Genomic DNA, 25,991 nt, shown 5'->3' on the forward strand with positions numbered 1-25,991 from the left:
TCAGACCCTTTCCACTACGCGCTCGCCGAGAATCCCGGTGGGTTTGAACACCAAGAAGAGGATCAAGAAGCCGAACGCAAAGACGTCACGCCACTGGCCGCCGAGCCAGTGTGTGCCAAACGATTCGAGGAGGCCCAGCACGAGGCCGCCGAGCATGGCACCGTAGAGGTTGCCGATGCCGCCGATCACTGCCGCGGTGAATGCCTTGAGCCCGATGACGAAGCCCATCAGGAAGTCGATCGTGCCGTAGTACGCGGCGGCCATCACTCCCGCGGCGCCAGCGAGCGCGGAGCCGATGAAAAAGGTGCGCGAGATCACGCGGTTGACGTTCACTCCCATGAGCAGCGACGCCTTCTGGTCGAGGGCGATCGCGCGCATGGCCCGGCCCTCTCGGGAGTGCATCACATAGCGCTGCAGGAAGAACATGAGGAGCGCGGCAACCAGCATGAGCACCAGCTGCGGCATGGTGATGCGGGCGCCGAACACATCGATCGGGGTACCCGCGAGTCGTATCGGAAACACGAGCGGGCTGGCCCCGAAGACCTGGCGCACCGAGTACTCCAGGGTGAAGGAGACGCCCACCGCAGTGATGAGCGCCGCAAGCCGCGGGCTCGTGCGAAGCGGACGATAGGCGACGCGCTCGATCATCACGCCGATGCCGCCGGTGAGCAACATCGTGATGAGCAACACCAGCAGCAAGATTGGGATCGAGCCCAGGCCAAACAGCCCGGTAACGCCGCCAAGGATGACGAATGCCAGGAACGATCCGAGCATATAGAGGTCGCCGTGCGCGAAGTTCAGCAGTTTGATGATGCCGTAGACCATGCTGTAGCCGAGCGCGACGAGGGCGTAGAAGGAACCGACGAAGAGGCCGTTCCAGATCAGTTGAAACACGTTTCCGCCTTTGCAGTTTCGTGGGAGCGGGGTGGGCGGCGGCGCTGCGGAGAAATCGCGCGCCGCCGCTCAGCGGGATCGCCCAGTGAGCGCTGGGCGATCCCGGTCCGCATTAGTCCTGCAGGCTGTCCTTCATCACGAACGCACCGCCATCGCCCGTGGGCTCGACGATCACGAAGCCGCCGCTGCCCTCAAGCGTTCCCTCCTTCGTGAAGGTGGCGGGGCCCGAGAAGAGCGGGAAGCCGTCGAGGCCAGCGATCGCCTTCGAGACCGCGTCGCCGTCCGTCGAGCCGGCCTGGGTCAGCGCCTCCGCAGCGACGCGCACCGCGTCATAGCTCTGGGTCGAGTACGGGCCCGGTGCCGCGTTGAAGCTTGACTGGTAGTTCGCGAGCCACTTGTCCGCGCCCTCGAGCATGTCGGGAGTCTGCGTGAAGGATCCCACCACGCCGTCGGTGTACTCCGCGCCGGCAATCGCAGCGAGCTGCGCGTCGACGGACCCGTCGCCCACCATGATGGTGCCCTCGTAGCCCGCTTCGCGGAGCTGACGGATCAGCAGACCGCCGGCCTGGTAGTAGCCGGTCCACACGATGAAGTCGGGCTTCGCGCTGAGCACGTTGTTCACGTTGGCCGCGAAGTCCTTCTCATCGGGGTTCACAGAGTCGGTCTTCACGACCTCGAAGTCGCCGTCGCTCTTCGCCTGCTCGATCACCGAGTTTGCGAGATCCTTCGAGTAGTCGGTGTTGTCGTCAATCACCGCGGCCTGTTTCGCGCCGACCTTGTTCGCGTACTTCACGATGGCTGCCGCCTGCTGAGACCCCGTTCCGTTGATGAGGAACGCGCCCTGCCCCACTAGGGCGTTCGAGTTTGCGGCGGGGATGATCATCGGAACGCCTGCCTCGGCAAAGATCGGCAGCGTGGGCAGCGTGGCGCCCGAGCAGTAGCCTCCGACCGACACGGAGATACCCGCGGTCACGAGCTTTTGCGCGGCAGCAACCGAGGCGGTCGCGTCGCAAGCGTCGTCTTCCACAACCAGTTCGAGGTCACGGCCGTCGACGCCGCCGTCGGCGTTGATCTCGTCGATCGCCATCTGGGCGCCGTTCTTCATGTAATCGCCGAAGGCCGCTTCCGAGCCGGAGAAGGGCGCGAGCATGCCGAGCTTGATGGGGCCGTCCGAGGAGCTCGCGTCTCCGCCGCCCGCGAGGCCGCCGGAGCACCCGCTCAGCGCGAGGGCTGCGGTGACAGCGAGAGCGCCGGTGGCGGCGATACGACGGGACCACGATGTGTGGGGTGCAGACATGGGGTCTTCCTTTCCTGATGCTTCGTTGAATCACACGGAAGAGTGATGCGTGCGGCGCGGTCATTGCGCCATGTGCAATATTACACAGCACGCTCACAGATGGAACCCCTCTTGTCAACAACCTCCACCATCTGGGATTTCACCGAAGCAGCTTTCCTTATTGGTCGACCGCCCAGTAATATGAGGTATCCCCTCCCCGATTCAAAGGAGTTTCGAATGACCACCTGGCGCATGCCGATCGAAGGACACGAGCAGGAGCGCCTGTGGCTCGCCTGGCCCACCAGCGGGTACACGCTCGGCGAGACCGAGGCAGAGGTCGAGGAGGCCCGCAGCACGTGGGCAGCCGTGGCAAACGCAGCGAGCGAGCACGAGGCCGTCACTGTCGTGGTGAACCCCGGCGATGAGGCCGTCGCCTCCCGCTACCTGTCCGGCCAGATCGACCAGCTGATCGCCCCACTCGACGATGCCTGGATGCGCGATATCGGCCCGAGCTTCGTCATCGGGGATGACGGGCAGCTCGGCGCCGTGAACTTTGTGTTCAACGGCTGGGGTGCGCAGGACTGGGCCAGCTGGGAGAACGATCAGCACATCGGCAAGATTGTCGCCGAGGCCGCCGGGGCCCAGCGGATCGACTCGAAGATGGTCAACGAGGGCGGCGGCATCCAGGTTGATGGCGCCGGCCGAGTCATCATCACGAAGACGGTTCAGCTCGATCCGGGCCGCAACCCGGGATGGTCGGCCGAGCAGGTCGAGGCCGAGCTGCTCCGCACCATTGGCGCCGAGAGCGTGCTCTGGCTCCCCCGCGGGCTCACGCGCGATCACGACACCTTTGGTACGCGCGGGCACTCCGACATCCTCGCGGCGTTCACGACCCCCGACGTGTTGCTGATGCACCGTCAGGACGCAGCCTCACACCCCGATCACCCCATCGCGCAGGCCAACCGGGCGGCTGCGGAGGAGTACCGGAGCGCCACCTCGGCAGGGTTCGAGATCCTGGATCTCCCCGCACCCGAGACGCTGCGCGACGCTGAGGGATACGTTGACTACAGCTACATCAATCACGTCGTCATCAACGGGGCGGTCCTGGCCTGCTCGTTCGATGACCCGGCCGACGACCGCGCGCTTGCAACGCTGCGCGAGGTCTACCCGGGCCGCGAGGTGATCGGCATCGACGCACGGCCGCTCTTCGCCCGCGGCGGCGGCATCCACTGCATCACCCAGCAGCAGCCGAAGGTCGCGTAGCTCCTCGCACCTGTGCGCTGCGGGTTCCTACGCGGAACCCGCAGCGCATTCTTGTGCCACGCCCCACTTTCACCCTCTTCTTGAGGGTGAACTGACTTTCCAGAGCGGGATCAGGAGTTCCTCACGGTACCGTGTTTTGCCGCGTGTTTCCGCGGTTTTCTGGGCTCTGAATGTCAGTGGTCCCTGCTTGAATGAGCACATGACCACCACCCGAGGTTCTCCCCCTACTGGCTCACCGCTCGCGCCCCGCCGGGCTTCCCGGGTGCGCTTCCAGAAGACTCGCGCGGCTCACACTTCTGCTCCACCCCAGCCGCCGGAGTTCGACCCCACCGAGCTCATCACCAAAGCGTTCGCGTCCGCCGCCCCCGGTGTCATCCCACCCGTGTTTTCTGCTCGGGTAGTCGATGACGTGGTCGGCATGCTGGAACAGTTCGACCGCTTCCAGAACATTCTCACCGCCGCACGCCTGAACGTGCTTTCCTTCGCGATGGAGACCGCGGTGCACCGTGCCCCTTCCGGAAGCGGCGACATCCCGTACCGGTCGTTGCGTGCCGAGATCGCGACCGCCCTCCACCAGAGCGAACACATCGTGGAACGCGATCTGAACCTTGCGACCGCGCTCACGATGCGTTTCCCCGCGACTCTGCCACGCATGCTCACCGGAAAGGTCTCTCCCGAGCATGTGCGCGCACTCGTGGAATCCGCGGACGCGTTGGGCCTTGGGCAGGACCCGGATTCGGTGCGTGTGCGGGGCAGGTACGAGGCGGAAGTGTTGCGGCGTGCTGAGTCACAGACTCCGCAGCGTTTGCGGCCGATCGCGCGGAAGCTTGCCCGTGAACTCGCGAGAACGTTGCCGAAGCCGGCCCCGTTCCCGGGCGTTGACCCCACGATCGATGACCCATCCACTACTGACCCATCCAGCCCCGGCCCAACGAGCACCGATCCCGACGGCACCGACCCGAACGGCCTCGACCCCAACAGCCCCGGCCAGACCGGCGCCACCCCTGCTCCTTCCCCGGAGTGTGAGCGAAAAGTGTGGGTGCGTGATCATGAGAACGGGATGGCGGAGCTGGTGGCGTTCATGCCGTCACCTGTGGCGTATGCCATTCATGATCGTTTGACGCGGCTCGCGAAGTCCGCGGAGGTCACCGAGCACCAACTCGCCCGCACCCTCACTGGTCGCGATGGCCTTTCCGCGGGTGCAGGCACCGGCACCGGCACCGGCGCCGTCACGGGTGAAGCGTCACCCGCACACACCACGCACAAGCCCCAGGGTGTGAGAGCACAGAGCGTCGCAGAACGCCGGCGCATGCTCCGGGAACTCGGTCCGGGCATGAAAGGTGGGCGTCCCGGGGTGCGAGAGATCCGGGCAGGGCTCCCCAAGCGCAGCCGCGCGCAGACTCGCACGGATGTGCTCCGGGACCTGCTCCTTGCCGGGGATCCGATGCGGCTGGTTGCGGGGTCTCCGGAGGAGGCGGTGCGGGCGCACATCCAGGTCGTGGTGACCACCAGAACACCCCCACCAAACGACAGCGCTGCTCCCGTGCCTGGTGCCCAGGCCGCGAAGCCCACAGCCACCGACCAGACCGCCTCTGGCACAGCACCATCCGCGCAGCCGGAGTTCACGGATGCCGAACTCATCGGGTCCGGACCCGTCGACCCCGAACAGATCCGCGGCTACGCAGGCCACGCCGACTTCTGGGAGAACGTCACCGTGTCCGGTGAGACCGGCGACGTGCTGAGTGTGGACCGGTACCGGCCCAGCGCACAGATGCGCCGCTTCCTCGGGGCCCGCGACCTGCACTGCAGGTTCCCCGGCTGCCGGGTGCCGGTGAACCGATGCGATATCGACCACACCATCCCCGCAGCAGATGGCGGCACCACATCAACAGACAACCTTGCACACCTCTGCCGAGGCCACCACACCATGAAGCACAACTCTGACTGGGACCACCGTTTGTTGTCGGACGGGACAATGCGCTGGCGATCCCCAACCGGACGCGTGTACGACGACGAACCGCCAAGCCGGGTGAGGTTCCAGAAACACGACAACACCGGAACACCACCACCATCACCGCAACCACCGGCGCGTTCATCGGCACCGCAGGCTGCAGCACCGACATCACCGATGTCACCGCCGGCCGCAGCACGGGTCCGGCCGCCCGCGCGAACAGCCCGGCCCCTCGTGCTGCCGGGGCCAGTCGCCAAAGACGACGACCCCGACGACCACCCGTTCTGAGTCAGACGGAATGGCAGAGTTCACGCCACCCCAATACGGCTCAGCCCGCGTTCTCGCTGCGTCGAGCGGTGCGTGCACGAGCGATCAGCACGGCTCCGCCACCCGCAACCCCCAGCACACCAAGCGCAGCCACAGCCCAGAACGCTGCGCCGTCACCACCGGTATGCGCAAGCGGCTCCGCGGAATTCGCACCGGCCCGAGGGTTGGGCGCCACCTCCGGGGTGACCTCGGGGGACACGCCGGGCTCCGGCTTGGGCTCGGGCTTCGGCTCAGGCTTGGGTTCCGGCTTCGGCTCAGGCTTGGGTTCCGGCTTGGGTTCCGGCTTCGGCTCCGGAGTGACGGTCGGTGCCGGCGAGGTCACCTCGAGAATGCGTACGGCCGGGTCGGCATCGCTGAAGAGCGCCGGGGCGCCTGCAGCGAATACCACGCGATCCCCGGCACGATTCGCCGTGAGGTCCGCAAACGAACGTCCCAGACGAGTATCAGCGTGGCTCCCGACGATGAGCGCTGCCCCCGTCTGCTCCGAGTCCTTCGAAAGCAGCGAGGACGCATCGAAGACTCCGGCCTGCGAGACACCAGCGCGTCCGTCGACAAGGGCACGCGAGTCAAGCGCCACCACGTAGCCCGAGCCCTCGCGATCCGGGTCCGGAGATCCGTCCATTCCGCCCATGAGCAGCATGGCCCAGCCCTCCATCGGCACCGCTCCGACCGCGTGCCCGAAGTGGTCGCCCGACGCGATGCCGTTCACCCACCAGCCACGCTGCTCATCGGTGCCCGCGGCGCGCACTGCCGGTCGCTCAGCGTCGAGAGGATCGGTGTGCACGTTCACGCCGTCGGGCCCGCCCGTCACGACGACAGCGCTCCCGGTCTTCGGATCGTCCGATTCCCCACCAATGAGCAGATCGTCGAAGCCGTCCCCCGTGATATCACCAAGCCCCACGGTGGAGGTACCGAGCAAGTCATAACCTCGCGGCGGACCATCGATGCGGAAGCCGGGCACCGGATCCGCACCAACCGTCACATCCGCACTGAGATCAGTCAGCACCCAGATCGCTCCGGTCGCGAAGCTTCCCGCGCCGGGCGCACGCCAGGAAGCCGCCCCGACCGCGAGATCGTCCCGACCGTCACCGTTCATGTCCCCGGCACGGCTCACGGAAACGAGGTCGATCCCCGCCCCAGAGACTCGAGGGCCCGCGGTCTCGGCAAGCGCCACCTCGGCGCCGAGCGTCTCCGCGTTCAAGATTGTAACCACCCCGCTCGTGTCGGTCACTGCGACCTCGTCGCGGCCATCTCCGTCAATATCGCCCACTCCGTTTGCGCGGGTGATGCTTCCGAGCACCACATGGCCACGATCTCCGAGTTCATCGAGGCGCACCTCCCCGAAGTCGCGGGCCCCGTACACGATGAATGCACCCGCCGCCTGGGCCACGGCGACCAGGTCGTCGATCCCGTCACCATTCACGTCACCGGCGCAGCGCACGTCAAGGCCGCCCATCATGTTGCGCGACGTGTCGATCACACGAATCGGCTCGACATCCTCGACCCCCGCCGAGCCGCCAGTGTGATCGGCTCCCAACATCACGTAGGCCCCGGTTGCGCCGGGGGTCATGTCAAAGGTCGCGTAGGTGCCAACCGCAAGGTCTGGCACTCCGTCCCCGTTCACGTCGCATCGGGCCTGCGACGCCGTCGAACCAAACGCAGATCCATTGGGCCCGGTGATCGTCCGGTCCCCAGTGACCGAAATCACGGAGCCTTGCGTCTCGGCGGGCAGCGATGCGGTCGACGGTGCGGCCAACGCGGGAGTCGCCGTGAACGCAATACCGGGCACCGCGAGAGCAAGCGCAAGCGCCGTGAGTGGGCGAGCGCGGCGGCTCGTCCGCAGTTGATGATTCACAAGGGTCCTTTCGGGCAGAAGTAGAAACACCGCGCGAGCGGCGATTCAGCATACCCTTACCTTGATCTGATGATTCAACTCACGTCAAGACCGGCGAGTCGCGGGCGGCACACAGTCGCACTTCCGCACACTCGCCCGCACTTGCACTGTTCGGAACTGGCAGCCCCACCATTGCCAGCGCGTGAGACACTGGGCGCGGCCGCGTCTCGCCTGGAGTGGGAACCCTGGCCACTGCCGCTTCGCGCGCTATACAATTGCACATGGCATTATTCTCAGGTGGCGCGATGCCGCACCACCGCACCACTTGCGAAAAGGAAGCTCATGACCGAGACCCTCTCCCCTGAACTCGAGGCTGTTGTCGCGCGCGCAGCCGCAGCCGCGCCCGCTTTTGCCGCAACGCGCCCCGAGGAGCGCGCACGCGCGATCGTCGCAGTCGCTGATTCGCTCGAGGCACACCGTGACGAGCTCGTGGCCATCGCAATGCGCGAGACCGGCCTCACCGAGGTCCGTCTCGCCGGCGAGGTCACCCGCACCGCGGTCCAGCTGCGCCTCTTCGCTGACACCCTGGTCGACGGCGGATACCTCGATGCTCGCATCGACCACGCCGACACCGATTTCGCGTTGGGAGTGCGTCCCGACATTCGCCGGACGCACCTGCCCATTGGCCCGGTCATCAACTTCTCCGCGTCAAACTTCCCATTCGCGTTCTCCGTGATGGGCGGCGACTCGGCCGCCGTGCTTGCCGCGGGTTGCCCGCTGATTGTGAAGGCGCACTCAGGTCACCCTGAGCTGTCCGACGCCACTGCAGCCGTTGCCACCGAGGCTCTCGCCGCCGCGGGGATGCCCGAGGGCACGTTCCAGCTCATCCACGGCCGCGAGGCGGGTGTGAGCGTTCTGAAGGATCCGCGCATCAAGGCGGGCGCGTTCACGGGCTCGATCGCGGTTGGCCGTCTGCTCGCAGACATCGCCGCTAGTCGACCGGCCCCCATTCCGTTCTTTGGCGAGCTCGGCTCAGTGAACCCCGTGTTCGTCACCGCTGACGCAATCGCGGAGCGTGCCGCAGAGATCGCCGGGGGCTTCCTCACAAGCGTCTCAGGCTCCGCAGGGCAGCTCTGCACGAAGCCTGGTTTTGTGTTCGCCCCTGCCGGTTCCGCGCTGCCCGCAGCAATCCAGACCGCCGCAAGCGATTTCCCCGAGCACCGCCTGCTCGACCCCCGCATCGCCCGCAGCTTCGACGAGCGGCGCAACGCGATCCTGGGCTCCGAGGGTGTCACCGCGGTGCTGCCCGGAGGAATCCGTTTCGACGAGGCCGGGCACGGCTGGGCCACCCCGACCATTGTCTCGGTGCCGCTCGACGGTTTCCGCGCGAGCGCGGAGGCTCTCGCCGAGGAGGCCTTCGGACCGCTCTCGATCGTGGTCGAGGTGCCCGAGGGAACCGACCTTGCGGCGATCATGCCCGAGTTTTTTGAGGGGAATCTCACCGGCACCCTCCACCTCAGCAGCGCAGAGGCGAGCGGCGAGACCGCGAACGCGGGCGAGCTGCGCGCACTCGTCGCAGCGCTCAGCCTCCAGGTCGGACGCGTGCTCTTCAATGGCTGGTCGACCGGCGTCGCGGTGACCCCCGCCCAGCAGCACGGCGGTCCCTGGCCCGCTACGACAAACGACGCAAGCACCTCGGTCGGCACCGCCGCGATCACGCGCTTCATGCGCCCCGTGGCCTACCAGAACGCGCCCGCCGCGTTCCTGCCCGAGGCCCTCCGCGATGAGAACCCCGCGGGAGTTCCGCAGGCAATCGCCCCCGCGGGTGAGTCGAAGAGCTGGGGTGCTCGCTGGCGATAGTCACGCGTTTCAGCGCGGCCCGCTGAAGGCCGCCAAGCGCACCCGCGGAGGGGCGTGGGAATCCTACGGGTTCCCCCGCCCCTCCGCGTATTTCTGCGGCGACGAGACAACCTGAACGCAGCATTCACGGTACACATCTGAGCTGTCTGCGAAGCGTCACTGAAACCCGCGTGAATTCTCCAGGTGGTGCCTTACACTGGCGGCATGAAGACTCAGTTCGTGCGCACGGGCGCACTTCTCGCGGCAACCACCGCCGCACTGCTCCTCGCCGCATGTTCGTCGCCCGCTGCGTCAGTGTCGGGCGCCTGGGGTGAGCCTGACACCCAAGGGAAGCCGTCGATTGAGTTCACCCCGGCGGACGGCAAGACCGGCGGCGAGTATGTCGGGAACGATGGCTGCAACATTATCGGCGGAAGCTACACCGAGAAGGACGGCACCATCGAGCTCGGCGTGATGCGTGCAACGATGATGTTCTGCGAGGGCGTCGATACCTGGCTGTCGCAGGGCCACACGGCAAAGCTCGACGGCGATACGCTCGCGGTGTTCGACGAGTCGGGCGACCAGGTAGGTTCGCTCCCCCGCGCGGGTAAGTAGTCCGCCCGGGGCCGACCGCTCTTCACCCCCGAACATGCACGAAGGGGGCGTGGAATCCTGATGATCCCACGCCCCCTTCGTGCGTTGCTGCGTGGTGCCTAGTGCCAGAGCACCGCCAGCGCCACGTTCAGCAGCGACATCCCGGCGATCGCGCCGAGCACGCCAGCCGGAACGTTCTCCTTCTTACGGTTCATCAGGATGACCACGATGAGCCCGATCAGCACCAGCGTCTTCACGCCGATCTTCATGTTGTTCGGCGTGCCGCCCATCATGTACACGGATGCAACGAGCAGCAGACCCGTAGCAAACAGCAGCGTCGCGCCGTGCAGGATGCCGGGCGTGATGCGCGCACGTGCTTCCTTCACCATGGACAGCTGCGCAAGCGTGCTGCCGAAGACCGCGCCGAAGCCAACGAGGTGCAGCACCACGAGGATTCCCTTTACGATTTCCATCTTCTGTTCCGTTCTCCCCACGCAGGGGTCGGGGTTTTCGAGTGTGCGCGGTCGCGGGTGCGGTCGCGCGAACGATTAGTGGAAGAAGTGACGCTCGCCCGTGAAGTACATCGTCACACCGGCGGCCTCAGCCGCGGCGATCACCTCAGCGTCGCGCACCGAACCGCCAGGCTGCACCACAGCCGTGACGCCGGCGTCGAGGAGCACCTGCAGTCCGTCGGCGAACGGGAAGAACGCATCGGACGCCGCGACCGCACCGCGTGCGCGATCCCCCGCCCGCTCGACCGCGAGTCGGCATGAGTCGACACGGTTGACCTGCCCCATGCCGACGCCAACAGAGGCACCACCGGCCGTGAGGATGATGCCGTTCGACTTGACCGCGCGGCACGCACGCCACGCGAACTCGAGCTCGGCGAGCGCGGCAGCATCGACAGGCTCGCCCGTTGCGAGGGTCCACTCGGCAGCGGGCGCGAAGCTCCGGTCGGCGTCCTGCAGCAGGAAGCCGCCGGATACCTGGCGCAGCTCGACCGGGTTGGGGGTGAAGTCCTCCGGCAGCACCAGCAGTCGAATGTTCTTCTTCTGGCTCAGGATCGCGAGCGCCTCGGGCTCAAAGCCGGGTGCAACAACCACCTCGGTGAAGATCTCAGCGACCGTCTCCGCCATCGCCTTCGTCACGATGCGGTTCGCCGCAATGACACCGCCAAACGCCGAGACCGGGTCGCATGCGTGCGCAAGCTCGTGCGCGGCCGCGATCGGATCAGCCGCGCCCTCGGGCGCAACCGCGATGCCACAGGGGTTTGCGTGCTTGATGATCGCAACCGCGGGGCGCTCGTGATCGAACGCAGCGCGCAGCGCGGCATCGGCATCAACGTAGTTGTTGTACGACATTTCCTTGCCGTGCAGCTGCGAGGCCTGTGCAATACCCGCGCCCTCGTTCTCCGTGAAGAGCGCGGCACGCTGGTGGCTGTTCTCGCCGTAGCGCAACACAGCCTCGCGCAGCCCGAACACCTCGTAGCCGACGTAGCCGTCGGTCGCCTCGAAGATGCTGTCGATATCGTCGCCTGCTTCGGGGAGCTCCGGCGCGGGTGCATCTCCCCATTCCAGGTCCTCCTGATCGAGGAACCAGTTCGCGACCGCGGCGTCGTACTGCGCGGTGTGCACGAACGCCTCGGTGGCGAGCGAACGACGCAGAGCGAGCGTGGTGCCCCCCTCAGCAATCGCGGCGATCACCTCGTCATAGCGACCCGGCGATACGACAATCGCGGCATTTGCGTGGTTCTTCGCGGTTGCGCGCACCATCGCGGGGCCACCGATGTCGACGTTCTCGATCACGTCGGCTGCGGGCTTGCCCGACGCGACGGTCTCTTCGAAGGGGTACAGGTTCACCACGACGAGCTCGAACGGCGCAAAACCAAGCTGCTCGAGCTGCGCACGGTGGTCCGCAAGTCGCAGGTCGGCAAGTAGACCGGAGTGCACTGCTGGGTGCAGCGTCTTCACGCGGCCGTCGAGGGCCTCAGCGAAGCCGGTGACCTCTGCCACATCGGTCACCGCGTGACCCGCCTCGCGGATCGTCGCGGCCGTGGAGCCGGTCGAAACGATCTCTACCCCAGCCCCCGCGAGCGCGGCGGCGAGGTCAAGCAGCCGGGTCTTGTCACTCACAGAGATGAGCGCCCGGCGTACCGGAATCAGGTCGCGGTGCTCGTACAGGCTGGGATCGTGGCTCTGGACTGCCATCAGGCTCCTTGGTTGGGTTGCGAAACTAGGGTCGTTCGGTTGCGGCGGCAAGCGAGAGCGTGCCCTCCGCGATCTCGCGCACGGTCGCAACGAGGAGCGGGCGCTCCTCCTGCTTGATGCGCTCGTGGAGCTCGTCCTCCGTGTCGCCGGGGCGAACGGGAACGGCGGACTGACGCAGCACCGGCCCCGTATCGACACCCTCGTCGATCACGTGCACGGTCACTCCGGTTTCGGTAGCGCCTGCGGCGAGCGCATCGCGCACCGCGTGTGCGCCGGGGTACAGGGGCAGCAGCGCGGGGTGCGTGTTAATGAGGTTCGGGGAGAACCAGCGAACAAACCCGGCCGGCAGAATGCGCATGAGGCCGGCCGAGACGACGAGCCCCGGGGCCGGCCCGGTGCCCACGCCGTGCTCCTGGATCGCCGCGGCGAGCACCTGGCCCCACTCCTCGCGATCGTCGTAGTCCTGCGGGCGCACCACGAATGTGGGGATCCCGGCGGCCGTCGCATGCGCGAGGCCGGGGGCGTCGGTGTCCGAGCCCACGCACGCGATCTGCGCGGGAAACGCGGGGTCGGCCGCGGCGTCGATCAGCGCTTTGAGGTTACTCCCGCTGCCGGAGATCAGAACTGCGAGTTTCAGCACCCGCTCAGTCTACCCGTCGCGGGAATGTCTGGGCGGTGCGGTAGCGCTGATCAGCCGCGCAGCACCTCGTTGACCAGGTCCCAGGGCGCGTGCGCCGCATAGTGGCGGTCCTCCTGGTCTGCCCAGCGCTGCCAGTGCGGAGCGAAGGTCTCCCCGTCGCGCGCGAGCGCCCGCGTTCGCCGTTCTTCTCCCGGAAGCTCAAGCCACACCGACCAAATGCGAGGCTCGGCAGGCGCCGCGTCGGCCCGACGAGTCCAGTCGTTCACGGCGCGCAGGTTCTCGCTCGTCACGGCTCCGCACCCCTCGACGATTAACGGCAGCTTGGGATCGATGCGCACCGGTTCGCCAAAACGCTCCGCAGTCCAGTCGAAGCGGCGGTAGGCGCCGGTGTCGAGTGCCGCAGCGACCGCCGCAGAACCCTGGGCGAGCCCGTCCCAGCCCGGGTACAGATCTTCCACACGCAACACCTGGGCGTCCCGCCCGACTCCCGCGAAGCGTCGAATCAGGAGGTCCGCGAGTGACGTCTTGCCCGATCCCGAGCGTCCGTCGATCACTATCGCGTCCAGTGCGTCCATGCCCAAGCGCATACTCCCCTATACCGCTGCCCAACCGGCGGCGGCGCCGCCGGATGTCCGGGCGAAGCGGTCTATGCGAAGCCGCTCGGCGATTAGCATAGCGGTGGCAGTGAGCACTCCGAGTGTAACCGCGCCCGCGAGTCCTGCTCCGTATGCTCCGGGAGCCTGGTGCCCAATGAGTTCTGCGACGATGACGGGTAGCGTCGGTTCGCCCGGCCGCACGAGGAATGAAGTCGCGCCAAACTCGCCAAGCGACGCCGCAAACGCGAAGCCGAGCGCGAGCCCGGCAGAGCGACCGAGCAGCGGCAGGTCGATCGTTCCGAGCACCACGGGCGGGCGGGCGCCCAGCACCTGCGCGGCGAAGCGGAGACTCGGATCGATGCCGCGCAGCACAGGCAGCAGCACGCGCACGACAAGTGGCAGCGCGACGAGCGCCTGCGCGATTGGAATGAGCGCCGCCGAGGTGCGCAGGTCGAGGCCGATCCCGAGCGGCTTGTGCATGGTGAGCAGGAGGCCGAAACCGAGTGTCACCGCGGATACGCCGAGGGGCAGCATTACCAGGCCGTCGAACAGGCTCTGGCCGCGCCGAAGTGCCGTGCTGTGGGGGCGGCGCGACAGGACGAGGGCGATGAGCACGCCGAGCACCATCGCGATCAACGCGGCGATGAGTGCGGTGCGGCTCGAGCGCCCGATCGCGGCGAGCACCGAACCGGAGATGGGAAAGTCCGCGGGCGGGCGGGCGAGTGCCGCATAGTTGGCAAGGCTCCACTCGCCCGTTCCGGTGTGCAAGGAACGCAGCACGAGCGTCACGAGCGGTGCGGCGTGGAGCAGCGCAAGTGTTGCAACGAACACCGCGATGACGGGTGCATCGCTCAGCTGAGGCCGCCGCTCCCCCGTGCCCTCCGCGACGAGCTCAACCGCGCGCTCCCCCGAGCGGCGCAGACGCGTCGATACGATGAGCACGAGGCCGACGAGCACGAACTGGGCGAGCGACAGCACCGCCGCACTGCGCAGATCGAGGAACTGCACGGTGAGCCGGTAGATCTCGGTCTCGACGTTCGCGAACTCACGCCCGCCGAGGATGAGCACGATGCCAAACGACGTGGAGCAAAACAGGAACACCAGGGCTGCCGCCGAGGCGAGCGCCGGTGCAAGCGCCGGCACGGTGACCGTGCAGAAGGCCCGCGCACGCGTGGCGCCGAGCACACGCGCGGCCTGCACCCCACGTTCATCGAGTCGCGCCCAGAACGAACCAACGGTGCGCGCCACCACTGTGACGTTGAAGAACGCGAGCGCCGCGACGATCGACACGAGGCTGCGCTCAAGGCCGAGATGTTCGAGCGGACCGCCCGGGCCAAGCAGCGCGGAGAATGCGCCGCCCACCACAACTGTGGGCAGCACGAATGGAACGGTCATGAGTCCCTGGAGCAGGGTGCGGCCGGGGAACTTCAATTTGTAAAGCACGAAGGCCGCGGGGACCCCCAGCGCGACCGATACCGCGGTCGCGAGCCCCGCCTGCGCGAGCGTTTGCCCAATGACGCGCCAGGTGCGCGAGGCACCAAACACCTCGGCGATGCCCCCGAGGTCGATGCGCCCATCGCTCGTGAGGCCGGTCGCAACGAGCGCGATGACCGGCCACAGGAAGAAGAGCGCGAGGAACGCGAGCGGCACCGCCACGGCAAGCACCCAGGCAGTGATGCCCCAGGGTGTTGCGCCCGCGGAGTTGCCGCGGGGTGCCGCTTCGCCCACGCTAGAGGCCGATCTGCTCGCTCAGCGTCTTCAGCCAGCCCTCGCGGCCACGCTCAATCTCGGCGCTCGGCAGGTCATTCAGCTGTGCCTCGCTCGGGATCGGAGCAAACTCCGCCCACGACTCGGGCAAGCTCACCTCGGTGTCGACCGGGTACATGTACATGCTGTCGGGGATCGTCGCCTGGAACTCACCGGAGGCGAGGTAGTCGAGCACCGCACGCGCGCCGGCGGGGTTCGCCGCGCCGGCGAGCACGCCCGCGTACTCCACCTGGTTTGAGCAGGTGTCGAGGAGCGCCTTCGTCGTGGTGGCGGAACCATCCTCCGTCACGGTGAAGGCGGGTGACGAGCCGTACGACACCACGATCGGCTTGGTACCTGCGCCGCCGCCCTGCGTGAACTGGCCGTTGTACGCGTCGCTCCAGCCCTGCTCCACGCGCGCACCATTGTCGATGAGGCTCTGCCAGTACTTCGCGAAGCCGTCCTCGCCAAACTTCGCGACGGTGCCAACGAGGAAGGATGCGCCCGTCGATGAGGCGGTCGGGTCGAGCAGCACGGTGAGGTCGCGATACTCGGGCTTCGCGAGGTCCTCGTAGTTCTTCGGCTCGGCAATGCTGTGCTCAGCAAACCAGGCCGGGTCGATGTTGATGCAGGTTGCACCCTGGTCGATCGGGGTGAGCGCGTAGTCCGCGTCGCCCGAGACCGCACCCCCGTCCGCTCCAATTGCGAGGTACGTGAACGCGTCAGACAGGCCCTGCGGGCGGTAGGGCTCCACGACGTCGTTCGTCACGAGTCGTGACGCAAAGATCGTGTCGACGCCGAAGAACGCGTCGGCGATCGGCGCACCCTTCGTGAGCACGAGCTTGTTGGTCAGTTCACCGCCATCGCCGGCCGAGACGACGGACACCTCGTAGCCGGTGGCCTCGCTCGCTGCGGCGGCAAACTCCTCATTGGGGAAAGAGGAGTGCACCACCAGGGTTACCTCGCGTGAATCGGCTGCCTCGGGCGTCGCCGGGGCGCAGCCCGCGAGACCGAGACCGAGCAGTGCGGTGAGGCCGAGCAGACCAGCGCGCGCGCCGATCCGAATCGTGGGCCGGGAATGTGCAGGCGTCATCGAAGAGTTCCTTCCTCCGCTGGTATGAACCAGATCAGGTTGAACGGTCGGAGCTCGCGTGCTCCCTCTCAGCCCCGCGCGTCGGGACTCCCGTGGATTGCGCCTCTACCCTAGCGCCCCGGGCCCCGCAGACGCCAACCGGGCCGGCGCCCCGTCTCCGGCGGCGTCACCTCGCCCGTCGCGTTCTCGTCCCAGGCATACGCGGCGAGTGCAGCCTCCTCGACGTTCGCATCGTCTTCGGCGCCCCTCGAAGCGGCGTGGTCTTCCTCCTCGGGCTCTCCAGCGGCTTCCTGGTCGTAGGGATCCCCAAGCTCCACAGGCTCCACAGGCTCCACAGGCACGGTCTCGTGTTCGTACGTGAGTTCGTGCTCAGGAGTGGAATCCTCGGCGGAGTCAGCCGGCACACCGGCGGCGGGATCGAGATGAGCAAGCGCCAGATCCGGATCCGCGGGGGCGAGCTCCGAGCCGCCCCCGTCCGCGGGCCACACGCCCACGCGCGGCAGCTCCGACACATCGGCGTGCACCTCGTCGGGTTCGGGCGCCGCATCAGCCAGGTCCGTTGCCGCGCTCACCGGCGCAAGCCCCTCCAGGGGCACCGTCTCCTGCGCATCGGCGGTGCGCCCCTGGCGCTCGCCACCCCAGGCTGCGGGCAGTCCCTCTGGCAGGAGCTCACGCACCCGCGCAGCGTCGACGCGAGACGCCGCCGTGCCGAGCAGCAGCCCAGCGCCGAGCTCCGCCGCGGCAAGGCCGCCGACCAACCAGGGCGCAGGGCCCGCCTCCGCAAGTCGATCGGGGCCGATGGAGCCCGTCGCGAGCGCAGCAAGCCCGGTCACAACAAGTCCCGCGAGCACTGCGGCACCCGCTGCGCTGCCGAGCGCGACGGCCCACGACGAGCGACGCGTCTCGGCGCGCTGGCCCAGCAGCACCGCAACCGCAACCCCGACAAGCACCACGAGCGTTGGCGCGAGCGCACCGAACGCTCCCCAACCCTGCGGGATCGCGCCGAACAATGGCAACGCAGGAAGGGGGCCGAGCAGGGTCTCGAACGGGGTCACCGAGGTGCCCGCCCCCACCGCGAAGCCCGCGCCGGTGAGCCAGGCGAGCCCCCACAAGAGCGCCACCGGCAGGAGTACCAGCTGTGCGCCGAACAGCAGGAGCGAGCCGAGCGGATCGAGCTGCAGATGCTGCGTGAGCGCGGTGATCTCGCCGTACCCGCCGAAGAGTGCGATGGCGAGTGCAAGGCCACTCAATCCGAGGAGCGCCGCCAGTGCTCCTGCCGCGAGCCGCAGCACCTCGGCGGCGCGACCCGGGAGTGCAGCAACGCCGGGCGCGCCCACCTGCTCGAGTGCCCGCTGCAACGCGCGCACGGTGCTCCGCCACCAGGGGTGCTCATCGCGAGCCGCGCGCACCAGGTAGCTGAGACCAGCAGGCACGCCGTACACGAGGCCGGCCACCACGCCGGCGAGCACGGGGGGCCACACCAGCAGCTGCGCGATCACTGCGGCGACAACTCCCGCCGCCGCACCAAAGCCCAACGCGCCGCCCAGCACGCCCGCGGCCCCCACGCCGCCGCGCGTGCCCAGGCGCCACCCGGCGCGCACCGCAAGCAAGGCGGTGAGGAGCGTCAGCCCGAGCGGGGCGAGGCTGAGCACCACCGTGAACGCCTCGGCGGGGAGCCCGAAGCTGAGCGCGAGCTCGGGGGTCAGCGTGAACGTGAGCGGCGCGAAGTGGCCCAGGGACCACACCGCGGCGCCGCCCGCAAAGACCGCGCTCGGCTCGGCTGCGAGCCCAAAGGTGACCGCCCACAGTACGAGCGCAGGCACGACCGCGATCGCCAGGCCGAGGGCTGCGGCAGCCGCCGCCTCGATCGCCGCGATCACCGCTGTCACCAAGGATCTCATTGGCGAAAGCTTACTCTGCTCGGCCCTGAACGCGGTGGGCGGCGCGCTCAGTCGAAACCCGCAGGACCACCGCACACCGCGGACCGCGGGCTACGCGGACTCGCCGCCGTGGATGAGCGCGAGGATCTCGTCGCTCAGCTCACGGAACGCTGGGGTGCGCTCAGAAGCTAGCGTGCGCGGGCGCGGGATCGGCACATCGACGATACGCTGCACGCGGCCGGGCCGCGGACTCATCACGACCACGCGATCACTCGTGACAACCGCTTCGTCGATGTCGTGCGTGACAAGCAGCACGGTCAGCTTGTGCTGCTCCCATACCTCAAGCAACAGCTCCTGCATCGTGCGCCGCGTCAGCGCGTCGAGCGCACCGAACGGCTCATCCATCAGCAGGATGTCGGGCCCGTAGCTGAGGGAGCGCGCGAGCGCCGCGCGCTGCTGCATACCGCCGGAGAGCTGCGCGGGGTGCGCATCTTCAAACCCAGCGAGGCCAACCAAGCCGAGGAACTCGCGTGCGCGGTCTGCGCGGCCGGCGCGCGAGAGCTCACGCTCTCCCCGCAGAGCGAACTCCACGTTCTGCTGCACCGTGAGCCAGGGCATCAGTGTGGCCTGCTGGAACACCACGCCGCGGTCTCGCCCCGGGCCCGTGATGGGCATCCCGGCGGTCTCAAGCGTGCCGGCGCTCGGCTCCTCAAGCCCCGCGATGAGTGAGAGCAGCGTCGACTTGCCGCAACCTGAGGCGCCGACGATCGAGACGAACTCGTTCTCACCGACCTCGAGGTCAACGCCATCGAGCGCGGTGACCGCACCAAAGTGCTTCGTGAGGCCGGACACGCGAATGCGGGGCTGCGTCGCTGCGGGGCTCATGCGCGTCCCTCCTGGTAGGCGAACATGCGGCGCCCGGCGGCGCGCATCAACTGGTCAAGGATGAGGCCGAGCACACCGAGTACGAAGACGTAGCCGATGATGAGGTCGGTTTCGAAGAAACGCTGCGCCACCGTAATGCGGAAGCCCATACCGCTGGACGCTGCGACAAGCTCAGCGACCACCAGCCAGGTCCAAGCCCATCCGAGGGTCACGCGCAAAGCATCCCAGATGCGCGGCATCGCGGAGGGCACCACAATGCGGGTGAGCAGCTGTGTCCAGCTGAGCCCGAGCGTCTCACCGAGGCTCACCAGGGTCTTCGGGGTGCGGCGCACCGCATCCGCCACCATAAGCACCTGCTGGAAGAAGGTGCCCATCCAGATGATGAGGAACTTCTGCCCCTCGTCAATCCCCGCCCACACGATCGTGAGCGGCACGAATGCCACGACCGGCATATACCGAATGAAGTCCATGAGCGGCTCGAGGGCGGCCTCGACGCGGGCGTTGACGCCCATCAGCGTGCCGATCGGCACGGCCATCACCGTGGCGAGCGAGAATCCGATGAGAATCCGGAGGGAGCTCACTCCAATGTCAGCCCACAGCTCACCGCTCGCTGCCTGCTGCGCGAGCGCGCCCAGTACAGCATCCGGCCCGGGCAGGAACATCGGGTCCGCGAGGCCCAGCGCGCTGACCAGCCACCACACGGCGATGAGCACGACAAACGTGGCCACCGCTGTCGCAAGGTACGCGGGCCGCGACAGGCGCGCCCCGATGCGCAGCCGTCGCCGCGGGCGGCGCTGCATCGATCCGGATCCGGTACTCACGCTGTGTGCTACTTGCCGAGGAACTCGGCGCGGACCGCGGTCTTCGCGTCAACCGTCTCGCTGAGCAGGCCGATGCGCTCGGCGACGCCCACGAGCGCCGGCAGCGTCTCCGTGGCGTAGCTGCCCGTCAGGAGGTCGCGGTTCTCGGCGAGCGAGTAGTAGTGCACGCCGTCGAACGCGGTCTCGAGATCGCTCACGTCAGAGCCAACGCCGGCGGCGATGATTGCACGCGCCTCGTCGGTGTTCGCGTCCGTGTAGCTCACCGCGTCGTCCCACGATGCGAGCACCTCGCGCACCTCGTCGGGGCGCTCATCAAGGACCTCGTTGCGCACAACGAGCACGTCGGTGATGAGCCCGGGGAATTCACCGGCCGTCGCGACCGCAGAGATCCCCTTGCCCGCGCCGAGCGCCTCACTCACGTAGGGCTCGTAGGTGACGCCAGCATCTACCCGGCCGGCGAGCAACATGGGTGCGACCTTGTCCGCGGAGGCCTCGACGACGCTCACATCGTCAAAGCTGAGGCCCGCCTCGTCGAGCGCCTCGGCGAGCAGAATCTCGCTCGTGGCTCCGCGCTCAAAGGCTACCTTCTTGCCCGCGAGATCAGTGACGTCGCTGATCCCCTCACCCGCGAGGATGGCGTCGGCCTCGGTCGCCGAATCGAGCATCAGCACGATCGACACGTCGAGGCCCTGCTCGATGAACTGGAGGGCGGCCTGCGCCCCCACGTTCGCCATATCCAGTCGGTTTGCGGCGAGCGCCGCGTTCACGTCGGCGTCCGCATTGAAGCTCGAGAGCGCAACGTCCACACCGCGGTCCGCGAAGAAGCCCTGATCCTCCGCGACATACCACTGGCCGTAGCCGAGCCACGGCTGCGTGCCCATACGAATGGTCTCACCTGCGGCGTCTCCCGTCGCAGCGCCGGAGCCTGCGGGCTGCGCGGAGCACCCGGCGAGGCCGAGCGCAAGCGCGGCGGTGGCGGTCGCGGAGAGCGCGATTGAGCGGAGGAGGCGACTAGTCACGGCGGTCCTTTCACGGCGGTGCCGACGCGGTTCTCCGTCGGCGCAACCCTCCTATCCTACGTGAGGCCGTGTACCGCCCCCGACCGAGCGCAGCAGCGCGACCGCGTGCGTGCGGCTCTCTGCGCCGAGCTTCACCAGGATGCTTGAGACATGCGTCTTCACGGTGGGCACGGAGATCCCGAGCGCCGCCCCGATCCGCGCGTTTGCCCACCCCTCGGCAATCCCGTCGAGCACCTGGCGCTCGCGGTCGGTGAGCGCGTCGAGCCCGGGCAGTGTGGCTGCGCCAGACTGTCCCCGCTGCGCACCGTCACCCGTGAGGCCAGCGGCGGGCCCCGCGAGCGCGGCGAGAGCGCGGCGCGTGACGCGCGGATCGAGGATTCCCTCCCCCGCGGCAATGCGACGCACCGCGTCTGCAAGCGGCGCCGCCTCAACCGTTTTCAGAAGGAATCCAACAGCGCCGGCCCGGATTGCGTCGAACACCAGCTCGTCCTCATCGAAACTCGTGAGTGCCAGCACGGCGGCGGTCTCCTCCGCCACGATCTGCACGGTTGCGGCGATCCCGTCAGTGCCGGGCATGCGCAGATCCATGAGCACCACATCCGGTCGCAGGGCACGCGCGTTGCCAATCGCTGCGGCGCCGTCTGCGGCCTCGCCCACCACGTCGATGCCCTGCCGTTCGAGGATCATACGCAGGCCCTCGCGGATCATGGCGTGATCGTCGGCAATGAGCACGCGCGGTGCGCCCGCCTGCGGAAGCGTCATCTGGTTCTCCTCCGTCTCGGTCATGCGGGTCCGGTCTTCGTGGGGAGCCAGGCGGAGACGAGCCACCCCGAGTGGTTGGGTCCCGCTCTGAACTCTCCGCCGCTCGCGCGCACCCGTTCGTCCAGCAGGCGAAGGCCCAACTGGCTCCCGCGCAGCTCCGGGTGGGCGAGCGGGGATCCGCCCCGGGTGATGATCTCCACGCGAACCCCCGGCTGCTGCGTCGGCCCGTCTGCGGCGTCGACATTCACCTGCACGCTGCCGCCCGCGTCGTGTCGTGCGGCATTCGCGAGCGCCTCGCGCACCACCTGTCCCAGGGTCAGGTCGGCCGTGGGAGTGAGTGCTCCCGCGCCAGTATCGTCGACCGCGACGCGCAGTCCCGAGCGCTCGGCCTCTGCCGCAAGCTGCGGCAGCGACGCACGCCCGGGCTCTGCGGTGTGTCGCTGCGCTGCGGTATCGGTGCGCAGCACCCCGATCAGGTCACGCAGCGCCTCGTGCGCGGCAAGGCTCGAATCACGCACCGCGCGAAGCGTCGCCCGATCGGCGCCCGTCCCGGCCGCTGCCGAGTTCGCCCCATCGCCTGCGCTCAGGGCAGCCTCGCTGCGAATCGCTACGGCGGCCACGTGGCCAGCCACCACATCGTGCAGCTCGCGTGCCACGCGGTCACGCTCCGTGCGCACCGCGTGATCCCGATCGAGCTCGGCCAGCCGCTCGAGCCCGGCCGCGCGCTGCCGGTAGAGCGCAACGAGCTCGCTCGACTGCGCAACCGAGTTTGCGTACCAATACGTCATGCCAAGCAGCGCACCGAGCTGCAGCCCGACGAGCACTGTGGCACCGGGGTCGCCGGTCACGAGGAGCGTGGCAGCAGCACCGGCGATCGTCACGGCCACGATGCCCCGCAGCACCAGTCGACGGCGGGGCGCGCTCAAGGCAATGATCCCAGAGTGGAGCATTTCTAGCACTGCGAACAGGGGAACGAGGCCGCCGACCGTCAGCACGTCCACAGCGGCGATCCCGATCGCGAGGAGCAGCCCCCACCAGGGTGCGCGGCGCTTCATCAGCACGGTGGCCGCAGCCGGAACGGCCGTCGCGAGCGTCCACCACCGCGCTGGGCGCTCCGGCAGCAGCGAGAGGTCATTCCAAATGCCGCCAAGGCCGATCGCCGCGAGCGCCACGGCGATGCCCACGTACACGAGCGCCACGCGCCACGGCGCAAGCGGCGGGCGCGTAGCGCCCATGCCGACGTTGCTTGGTTCCGCAGTGGTCATGCGCTCTATCCAAGCACCCCTCGACGCGCGGCACCTCCGACCAAGGGATGAGGGCCGCTCATTCCTCTCGCCGATGCGCGGGGCCGGGCTCTCCGGGAGGCTCGGGGCATGGATTTTATTGACTCGGCGCCCCTCCCCGCGGCGCTCGCCGTGCTCGCGCTGATTGACGGCCTCAGCGTAGGCACGCTGCTCATTCCCCTATTCTTCTTGATCGCGCCAGGCCGGGTGCGCACCGGGCGCATTCTCGCCTACTTGGTGACGATCACCGGGTTCTATCTCGCGATCGGCGTACTCTTCATGCTCGGGCTCGTGAACGTGATCGACGCGGCGAGCGACCTTCTTGCGAGTGAGCTCGGCCAGTGGCTCCTCCTCGCCGTGGGCGCCGGGCTCTTCGTCGCGGGGCTCCTGGTGTGGGCCGCGGACTCTCGCAGGAAGCGGCTCGCGGCGGCGGGGACCCCGCTCCCCGAGAGCGGCCGTATCCTCCGGTGGCGCGCACGGGTACTCGATGAACGCGCGAGCGGCGGCGCCGTGATGGGCGTCGCGATCGCCGCCGGGCTCGTCGAGATCGCCGGAATGCTCCCCTACCTGATCGGCATGACCATGCTCGCGGGGGCGCCCCTCAGTGCATCCGCGCGATTCGCGTACCTCGCCGGCTACTGCGTGGTGATGGTGCTCCCCGCGCTTGTGCTCCTTGTCACGCGAATCGTCGCGGCACCCCTCGTGGCGGCGCCGCTCGAGCGCCTGACGGCGTGGTTTCAGCGCACCGGCGCCGAAAACACCTCGTGGATCCTCTGCATCATCGGGTTTCTCGTCGCGCGCACGGCAACGAAGTCATTGGGGATCCCGTTGCCCATCATCGGCTAGCGGGGTCTCCGGCGGCCGAGGGCCACGGCCGCCGGGGCTCGGCTACGCCCAGGCGGTCGCAACCGCGCGGTGCGCCTCGAATAGCGGCACGGTCGTCCCCTCGGGCGAGCGCCCGAAGCCGCACTCCGTCGCCACGCCGAACGGCCGCGTCACGTGCTCGCGCGCCGCAGCAATACGCCGCTCGGCGCCCGCCGCGCCGTCTTCCCGGTGCACGAGGCCAAGATAGAGCTCGGTCTCCGTGGGCAGCGCAAGCGAGGCGAGCGGCGCGAAGTAGGCCGCGTCCTCTCGCTCGATCGGCACGGGGAGGTGCAGCCAGCTGAGTTCTCGCTCGGTCTGCTCACTCACGAGGTTCGCGAAGCGCACGAGGTTCGCGGCGTCACCGGGCTCAACGAAGTGCTGTTCCGCGACGTCGCCGTAGCAGAGGTGCACGCCAACCTCGACGTCCGCCGGTACGCGGTCGATCTGCCGCGCGAGCCGCTTGGTGGTTTCCTGCCACACGTCGGAGAACCACTCGTGCGGCACCCCGCGCGTGCTCACGCCCTCGAGGATCGCGAACTCGAGCGCAGCATCCCACTGGACGGCGAGCCGCTCGTGCGGAATCGCTGCGAGAATCTCGTCGAGCTCCGCGGCGAGCGCGGCCTCATAGACGGGCTCGAACTCGGCACGGTTCGCGGGGTGCACGAAGCTGCCCACCACGCCGAGTGGCGTCGGAAGGGACACCTGGAAGCGGGTCGTCGCTGGGATGACCCCTTCTTCCTGCAGCCGGGCGAACACGGCGTACGATTCGAGCGCGGCCTCCGCGTAGCCGAGCGGGGCAAGGGTGAGGTCCGCGGCGCGCACGCCGGGTGCGAGCTGCACGGGGCGCGCATCGAGCGTGCGGATCGGGATCGGGGTGTCCCCTACCCGCTCGATCCCAGGTGTCTGGCCCAAGCGGTCGGCCTGGAACACGATCCAGTGGAAGCGCTCGCCCACCTCGCCGTCAGGGATGCGCTTCAGGTGCGCGCCCAGCTCGGCGGCCGCCGTGCGCATTGTCGTCTCGGCGTCATCGAAGTTGATGCTGCCCACAAGATGGGCGCCCTGCGGCGTGTGCTGCGACTGCTGGGACTGGGTCATGGTGCGCTCCCTGAACGTCCGGTTGCCCGGTGGCCGCCGCGTCTCGGCGCCTCCCTCAGTATCGCGCACCACGCCCGCCCGCCGCGGCTGCATTGCGCCGCGTGACACCCACCAAACACACGATCGGGGTCACTCTGGCAGGGTGTTGCGTGCCGCGGCTGCGCGACACCCTGCCAGAGTGACCCCGATTCGGGAGTGAGGCTTAGAGCGCGGCGAACGCCTCGCGCAGCAGCTCGGCGGTCTCAGTGGGGGTCTTCCCCACCTTGACGCCTGCAGCCTCGAGGGCTTCCTTCTTCGCCTGCGCGGTGCCCGCGGAGCCAGAAACGATCGCGCCAGCGTGGCCCATCGTCTTGCCCTCGGGCGCCGTGAAGCCGGCGACGTAGCCCACGACGGGCTTCGTGACGTTTGCCTTGATGAACTCGGCTGCGCGCTCCTCAGCGTCGCCACCGATCTCACCGATCATCACGATGGCCTTCGTCTCGGGATCCGCCTCGAACGCCGCGAGTGCGTCGATGTGCGTGGTGCCGATGATGGGGTCGCCACCGATACCGATCGCGGTGGAGAACCCGAGATCGCGCAGCTCGTACATCATCTGGTACGTCAGCGTGCCCGACTTCGAGACGAGACCGATCGGGCCCTTGCCCGTGATCGTTGCGGGGGTGATGCCCGCGAGCGCCTCGCCCGGCGTGATGATGCCGGGGCAGTTCGGGCCGATGATGCGGGTCGCACCACCGGTTGCCTTCGCGTGTGCCCAGAGTTCAGCCGAGTCCTTGACCGGCACGCCCTCGGTGATGATCACGAGCAGGCCGATGCCGGCGTCGATAGCCTCGATCGCCGCGTCCTTCGTAAAGGCCGGGGGCACGAAGGCCACCGAAACGTCGGCGCCGGTTGCGGCCATCGCCTCAGCGACGGTCGCAAAGACGGGCAGCTCGACCGTCGCGCCCGAGGCATCGACGTGCGACACCGTGGTGCCGGCTTTGCGCGCGTTCACGCCGCCGACGATCTGGGTGCCCGCGGCAAGCATGCGTGCGGTGTGCTTCGTGCCCTCGCCGCCGGTGATGCCCTGGACGATGACCTTGGAATCCTTGTTCAGGAAGATCGACATTCTGTTGCTTCTTTCCG

The 25,991-nt window shown here is 68.2% G+C and carries 22 protein-coding genes and 1 riboswitch; of the genes, 5 read left to right on the forward strand and 17 right to left on the reverse strand.

The window, feature by feature from the left end; translation table 11 throughout:
* Positions 1 to 894 (reverse strand): branched-chain amino acid ABC transporter permease, encoded by an 894-nt coding sequence (locus tag ACR81A_RS10990; RefSeq protein WP_440311830.1) that lies wholly within the window; start codon positions 892 to 894, stop codon positions 1 to 3.
* A gap of 112 nt (positions 895 to 1,006) precedes the next feature.
* The gene (locus ACR81A_RS10995; RefSeq protein WP_440311831.1) at positions 1,007 to 2,191 is read right to left on the reverse strand and encodes a branched-chain amino acid ABC transporter substrate-binding protein; all 1,185 of its coding nucleotides are present in this window, start codon (positions 2,189 to 2,191) and stop codon (positions 1,007 to 1,009) included.
* 216 nt (positions 2,192 to 2,407) lie between these two features.
* On the opposite strand from ACR81A_RS10995, the gene ACR81A_RS11000 reads away from it, so the two are divergent.
* Positions 2,408 to 3,433 carry an agmatine deiminase family protein gene (locus tag ACR81A_RS11000; RefSeq protein WP_440311832.1) on the forward strand — a complete coding sequence of 342 codons (1,026 nt, stop codon included), beginning with the start codon at positions 2,408 to 2,410 and terminating at the stop codon, positions 3,431 to 3,433.
* Positions 3,434 to 3,632: 199 nt separating this feature from the next.
* Positions 3,633 to 5,672, forward strand: a complete 2,040-nt coding sequence (locus ACR81A_RS11005; RefSeq protein ID WP_440311833.1) for a DUF222 domain-containing protein — start codon at positions 3,633 to 3,635, stop codon at positions 5,670 to 5,672.
* A 40-nt stretch (positions 5,673 to 5,712) separates the two neighbouring features.
* On the opposite strand, the gene ACR81A_RS11010 is transcribed toward ACR81A_RS11005, so the two are convergent.
* Positions 5,713 to 7,566 carry a hypothetical protein gene (locus ACR81A_RS11010; RefSeq protein WP_440311834.1) on the reverse strand — a complete coding sequence of 618 codons (1,854 nt, stop codon included), beginning with the start codon at positions 7,564 to 7,566 and terminating at the stop codon, positions 5,713 to 5,715.
* A gap of 321 nt (positions 7,567 to 7,887) precedes the next feature.
* Between ACR81A_RS11010 and ACR81A_RS11015 the strand changes: the two genes are divergently transcribed.
* Together ACR81A_RS11015 and ACR81A_RS11020 are read left to right on the forward strand one after the other, a co-directional pair.
* Positions 7,888 to 9,405, forward strand: coding sequence for an aldehyde dehydrogenase family protein (locus ACR81A_RS11015; protein ID WP_440311835.1), 1,518 nt, complete (start codon positions 7,888 to 7,890; stop codon positions 9,403 to 9,405).
* A 204-nt stretch (positions 9,406 to 9,609) separates the two neighbouring features.
* A complete protein-coding gene (locus ACR81A_RS11020; RefSeq protein WP_202381065.1) occupies positions 9,610 to 9,999 on the forward strand; it encodes an META domain-containing protein in 390 nt (129 codons plus the stop codon).
* 98 nt (positions 10,000 to 10,097) lie between these two features.
* On the opposite strand, the gene ACR81A_RS11025 is transcribed toward ACR81A_RS11020, so the two are convergent.
* From ACR81A_RS11025 to ACR81A_RS11080, 12 genes are all read right to left on the reverse strand, one after another.
* Positions 10,098 to 10,451, reverse strand: a complete 354-nt coding sequence (locus tag ACR81A_RS11025; protein ID WP_202381064.1) for a hypothetical protein — start codon at positions 10,449 to 10,451, stop codon at positions 10,098 to 10,100.
* Between the two features lie 75 nt (positions 10,452 to 10,526).
* Positions 10,527 to 12,185 (reverse strand): bifunctional phosphoribosylaminoimidazolecarboxamide formyltransferase/IMP cyclohydrolase, encoded by a 1,659-nt coding sequence (gene purH / locus ACR81A_RS11030; RefSeq protein WP_440311836.1) that lies wholly within the window; start codon positions 12,183 to 12,185, stop codon positions 10,527 to 10,529.
* A 25-nt stretch (positions 12,186 to 12,210) separates the two neighbouring features.
* Positions 12,211 to 12,825: a phosphoribosylglycinamide formyltransferase gene (purN, locus tag ACR81A_RS11035; RefSeq protein WP_202381062.1), complete on the reverse strand. Its 615-nt coding sequence runs from the start codon at positions 12,823 to 12,825 to the stop codon at positions 12,211 to 12,213.
* A 50-nt stretch (positions 12,826 to 12,875) separates the two neighbouring features.
* Complete coding sequence (locus ACR81A_RS11040) at positions 12,876 to 13,400, reverse strand: hypothetical protein (protein ID WP_237462219.1); 525 nt, start codon at positions 13,398 to 13,400, stop codon at positions 12,876 to 12,878.
* Between the two features lie 18 nt (positions 13,401 to 13,418).
* Entirely contained in the window at positions 13,419 to 15,149 is a 1,731-nt protein-coding gene (locus ACR81A_RS11045; protein ID WP_440311837.1) for an ABC transporter permease, read from the reverse strand.
* A gap of 1 nt (position 15,150) precedes the next feature.
* Positions 15,151 to 16,260, reverse strand: a complete 1,110-nt coding sequence (locus ACR81A_RS11050; protein ID WP_440311838.1) for a thiamine ABC transporter substrate-binding protein — start codon at positions 16,258 to 16,260, stop codon at positions 15,151 to 15,153.
* Positions 16,255 to 16,364: riboswitch (TPP riboswitch) on the reverse strand. Its footprint overlaps the gene before it by 6 nt.
* 6 nt (positions 16,365 to 16,370) lie before the next feature.
* Positions 16,371 to 18,161, reverse strand: coding sequence for a cell division protein PerM (locus ACR81A_RS11055; RefSeq protein WP_440311839.1), 1,791 nt, complete (start codon positions 18,159 to 18,161; stop codon positions 16,371 to 16,373).
* 90 nt (positions 18,162 to 18,251) lie between these two features.
* Positions 18,252 to 19,025: an ABC transporter ATP-binding protein gene (locus ACR81A_RS11060; RefSeq protein WP_440311840.1), complete on the reverse strand. Its 774-nt coding sequence runs from the start codon at positions 19,023 to 19,025 to the stop codon at positions 18,252 to 18,254.
* The gene (locus tag ACR81A_RS11065) at positions 19,022 to 19,846 is read right to left on the reverse strand and encodes an ABC transporter permease (RefSeq protein WP_440311841.1); all 825 of its coding nucleotides are present in this window, start codon (positions 19,844 to 19,846) and stop codon (positions 19,022 to 19,024) included. The genes ACR81A_RS11060 and ACR81A_RS11065 overlap by 4 nt, the downstream gene beginning before the upstream one ends.
* A gap of 8 nt (positions 19,847 to 19,854) precedes the next feature.
* A complete protein-coding gene (locus tag ACR81A_RS11070; protein ID WP_440311842.1) occupies positions 19,855 to 20,865 on the reverse strand; it encodes an aliphatic sulfonate ABC transporter substrate-binding protein in 1,011 nt (336 codons plus the stop codon).
* 51 nt (positions 20,866 to 20,916) lie between these two features.
* Positions 20,917 to 21,651 carry a response regulator transcription factor gene (locus ACR81A_RS11075; RefSeq protein WP_440311843.1) on the reverse strand — a complete coding sequence of 245 codons (735 nt, stop codon included), beginning with the start codon at positions 21,649 to 21,651 and terminating at the stop codon, positions 20,917 to 20,919.
* Complete coding sequence (locus tag ACR81A_RS11080; RefSeq protein ID WP_440311844.1) at positions 21,648 to 22,892, reverse strand: sensor histidine kinase; 1,245 nt, start codon at positions 22,890 to 22,892, stop codon at positions 21,648 to 21,650. The genes ACR81A_RS11075 and ACR81A_RS11080 overlap by 4 nt, the downstream gene beginning before the upstream one ends.
* Positions 22,893 to 23,000: 108 nt before the next feature.
* Between ACR81A_RS11080 and ACR81A_RS11085 the strand changes: the two genes are divergently transcribed.
* A complete protein-coding gene (locus ACR81A_RS11085; protein WP_440311845.1) occupies positions 23,001 to 23,756 on the forward strand; it encodes a GAP family protein in 756 nt (251 codons plus the stop codon).
* A gap of 42 nt (positions 23,757 to 23,798) precedes the next feature.
* On the opposite strand, the gene ACR81A_RS11090 is transcribed toward ACR81A_RS11085, so the two are convergent.
* Complete coding sequence (locus tag ACR81A_RS11090; RefSeq protein WP_440311846.1) at positions 23,799 to 24,869, reverse strand: hypothetical protein; 1,071 nt, start codon at positions 24,867 to 24,869, stop codon at positions 23,799 to 23,801.
* Between the two features lie 202 nt (positions 24,870 to 25,071).
* On the reverse strand, positions 25,072 to 25,974 hold the full coding sequence (sucD, locus tag ACR81A_RS11095) for a succinate--CoA ligase subunit alpha (RefSeq protein ID WP_202381053.1): 903 nt from the start codon (positions 25,972 to 25,974) through the stop codon (positions 25,072 to 25,074).
* Positions 25,975 to 25,991: the final 17 nt, after the last annotated feature.

The sequence above is a fragment of the Leucobacter chromiireducens genome (genome assembly GCF_051993095.1).
Lineage (GTDB): Bacteria > Actinomycetota > Actinomycetes > Actinomycetales > Microbacteriaceae > Leucobacter > Leucobacter chromiireducens.

What these genes read in the sequence shown, in the direction of transcription:
- ACR81A_RS11075 (WP_440311843.1), bottom strand. Translation starts at nt 21,651, where the DNA reads ATGACCGAGACGGAGGAGAACCAGATGACGCTTCCGCAGGCGGGCGCA.
- ACR81A_RS11040 (WP_237462219.1), bottom strand. Translation starts at nt 13,400, where the DNA reads ATGGACGCACTGGACGCGATAGTGATCGACGGACGCTCGGGATCGGGC.
- ACR81A_RS11015 (WP_440311835.1), top strand. Translation starts at nt 7,888, where the DNA reads ATGACCGAGACCCTCTCCCCTGAACTCGAGGCTGTTGTCGCGCGCGCA.
- purH (WP_440311836.1), bottom strand. Translation starts at nt 12,185, where the DNA reads ATGGCAGTCCAGAGCCACGATCCCAGCCTGTACGAGCACCGCGACCTG.
- sucD (WP_202381053.1), bottom strand. Translation starts at nt 25,974, where the DNA reads ATGTCGATCTTCCTGAACAAGGATTCCAAGGTCATCGTCCAGGGCATC.
- ACR81A_RS11025 (WP_202381064.1), bottom strand. Translation starts at nt 10,451, where the DNA reads ATGGAAATCGTAAAGGGAATCCTCGTGGTGCTGCACCTCGTTGGCTTC.
- ACR81A_RS11060 (WP_440311840.1), bottom strand. Translation starts at nt 19,025, where the DNA reads ATGAGCCCCGCAGCGACGCAGCCCCGCATTCGCGTGTCCGGCCTCACG.
- ACR81A_RS11080 (WP_440311844.1), bottom strand. Translation starts at nt 22,892, where the DNA reads ATGACCACTGCGGAACCAAGCAACGTCGGCATGGGCGCTACGCGCCCG.
- ACR81A_RS11090 (WP_440311846.1), bottom strand. Translation starts at nt 24,869, where the DNA reads ATGACCCAGTCCCAGCAGTCGCAGCACACGCCGCAGGGCGCCCATCTT.
- ACR81A_RS11000 (WP_440311832.1), top strand. Translation starts at nt 2,408, where the DNA reads ATGACCACCTGGCGCATGCCGATCGAAGGACACGAGCAGGAGCGCCTG.
- ACR81A_RS11020 (WP_202381065.1), top strand. Translation starts at nt 9,610, where the DNA reads ATGAAGACTCAGTTCGTGCGCACGGGCGCACTTCTCGCGGCAACCACC.
- ACR81A_RS11005 (WP_440311833.1), top strand. Translation starts at nt 3,633, where the DNA reads ATGACCACCACCCGAGGTTCTCCCCCTACTGGCTCACCGCTCGCGCCC.
- ACR81A_RS11085 (WP_440311845.1), top strand. Translation starts at nt 23,001, where the DNA reads ATGGATTTTATTGACTCGGCGCCCCTCCCCGCGGCGCTCGCCGTGCTC.
- ACR81A_RS11055 (WP_440311839.1), bottom strand. Translation starts at nt 18,161, where the DNA reads ATGAGATCCTTGGTGACAGCGGTGATCGCGGCGATCGAGGCGGCGGCT.
- ACR81A_RS10995 (WP_440311831.1), bottom strand. Translation starts at nt 2,191, where the DNA reads ATGTCTGCACCCCACACATCGTGGTCCCGTCGTATCGCCGCCACCGGC.
- ACR81A_RS11050 (WP_440311838.1), bottom strand. Translation starts at nt 16,260, where the DNA reads ATGACGCCTGCACATTCCCGGCCCACGATTCGGATCGGCGCGCGCGCT.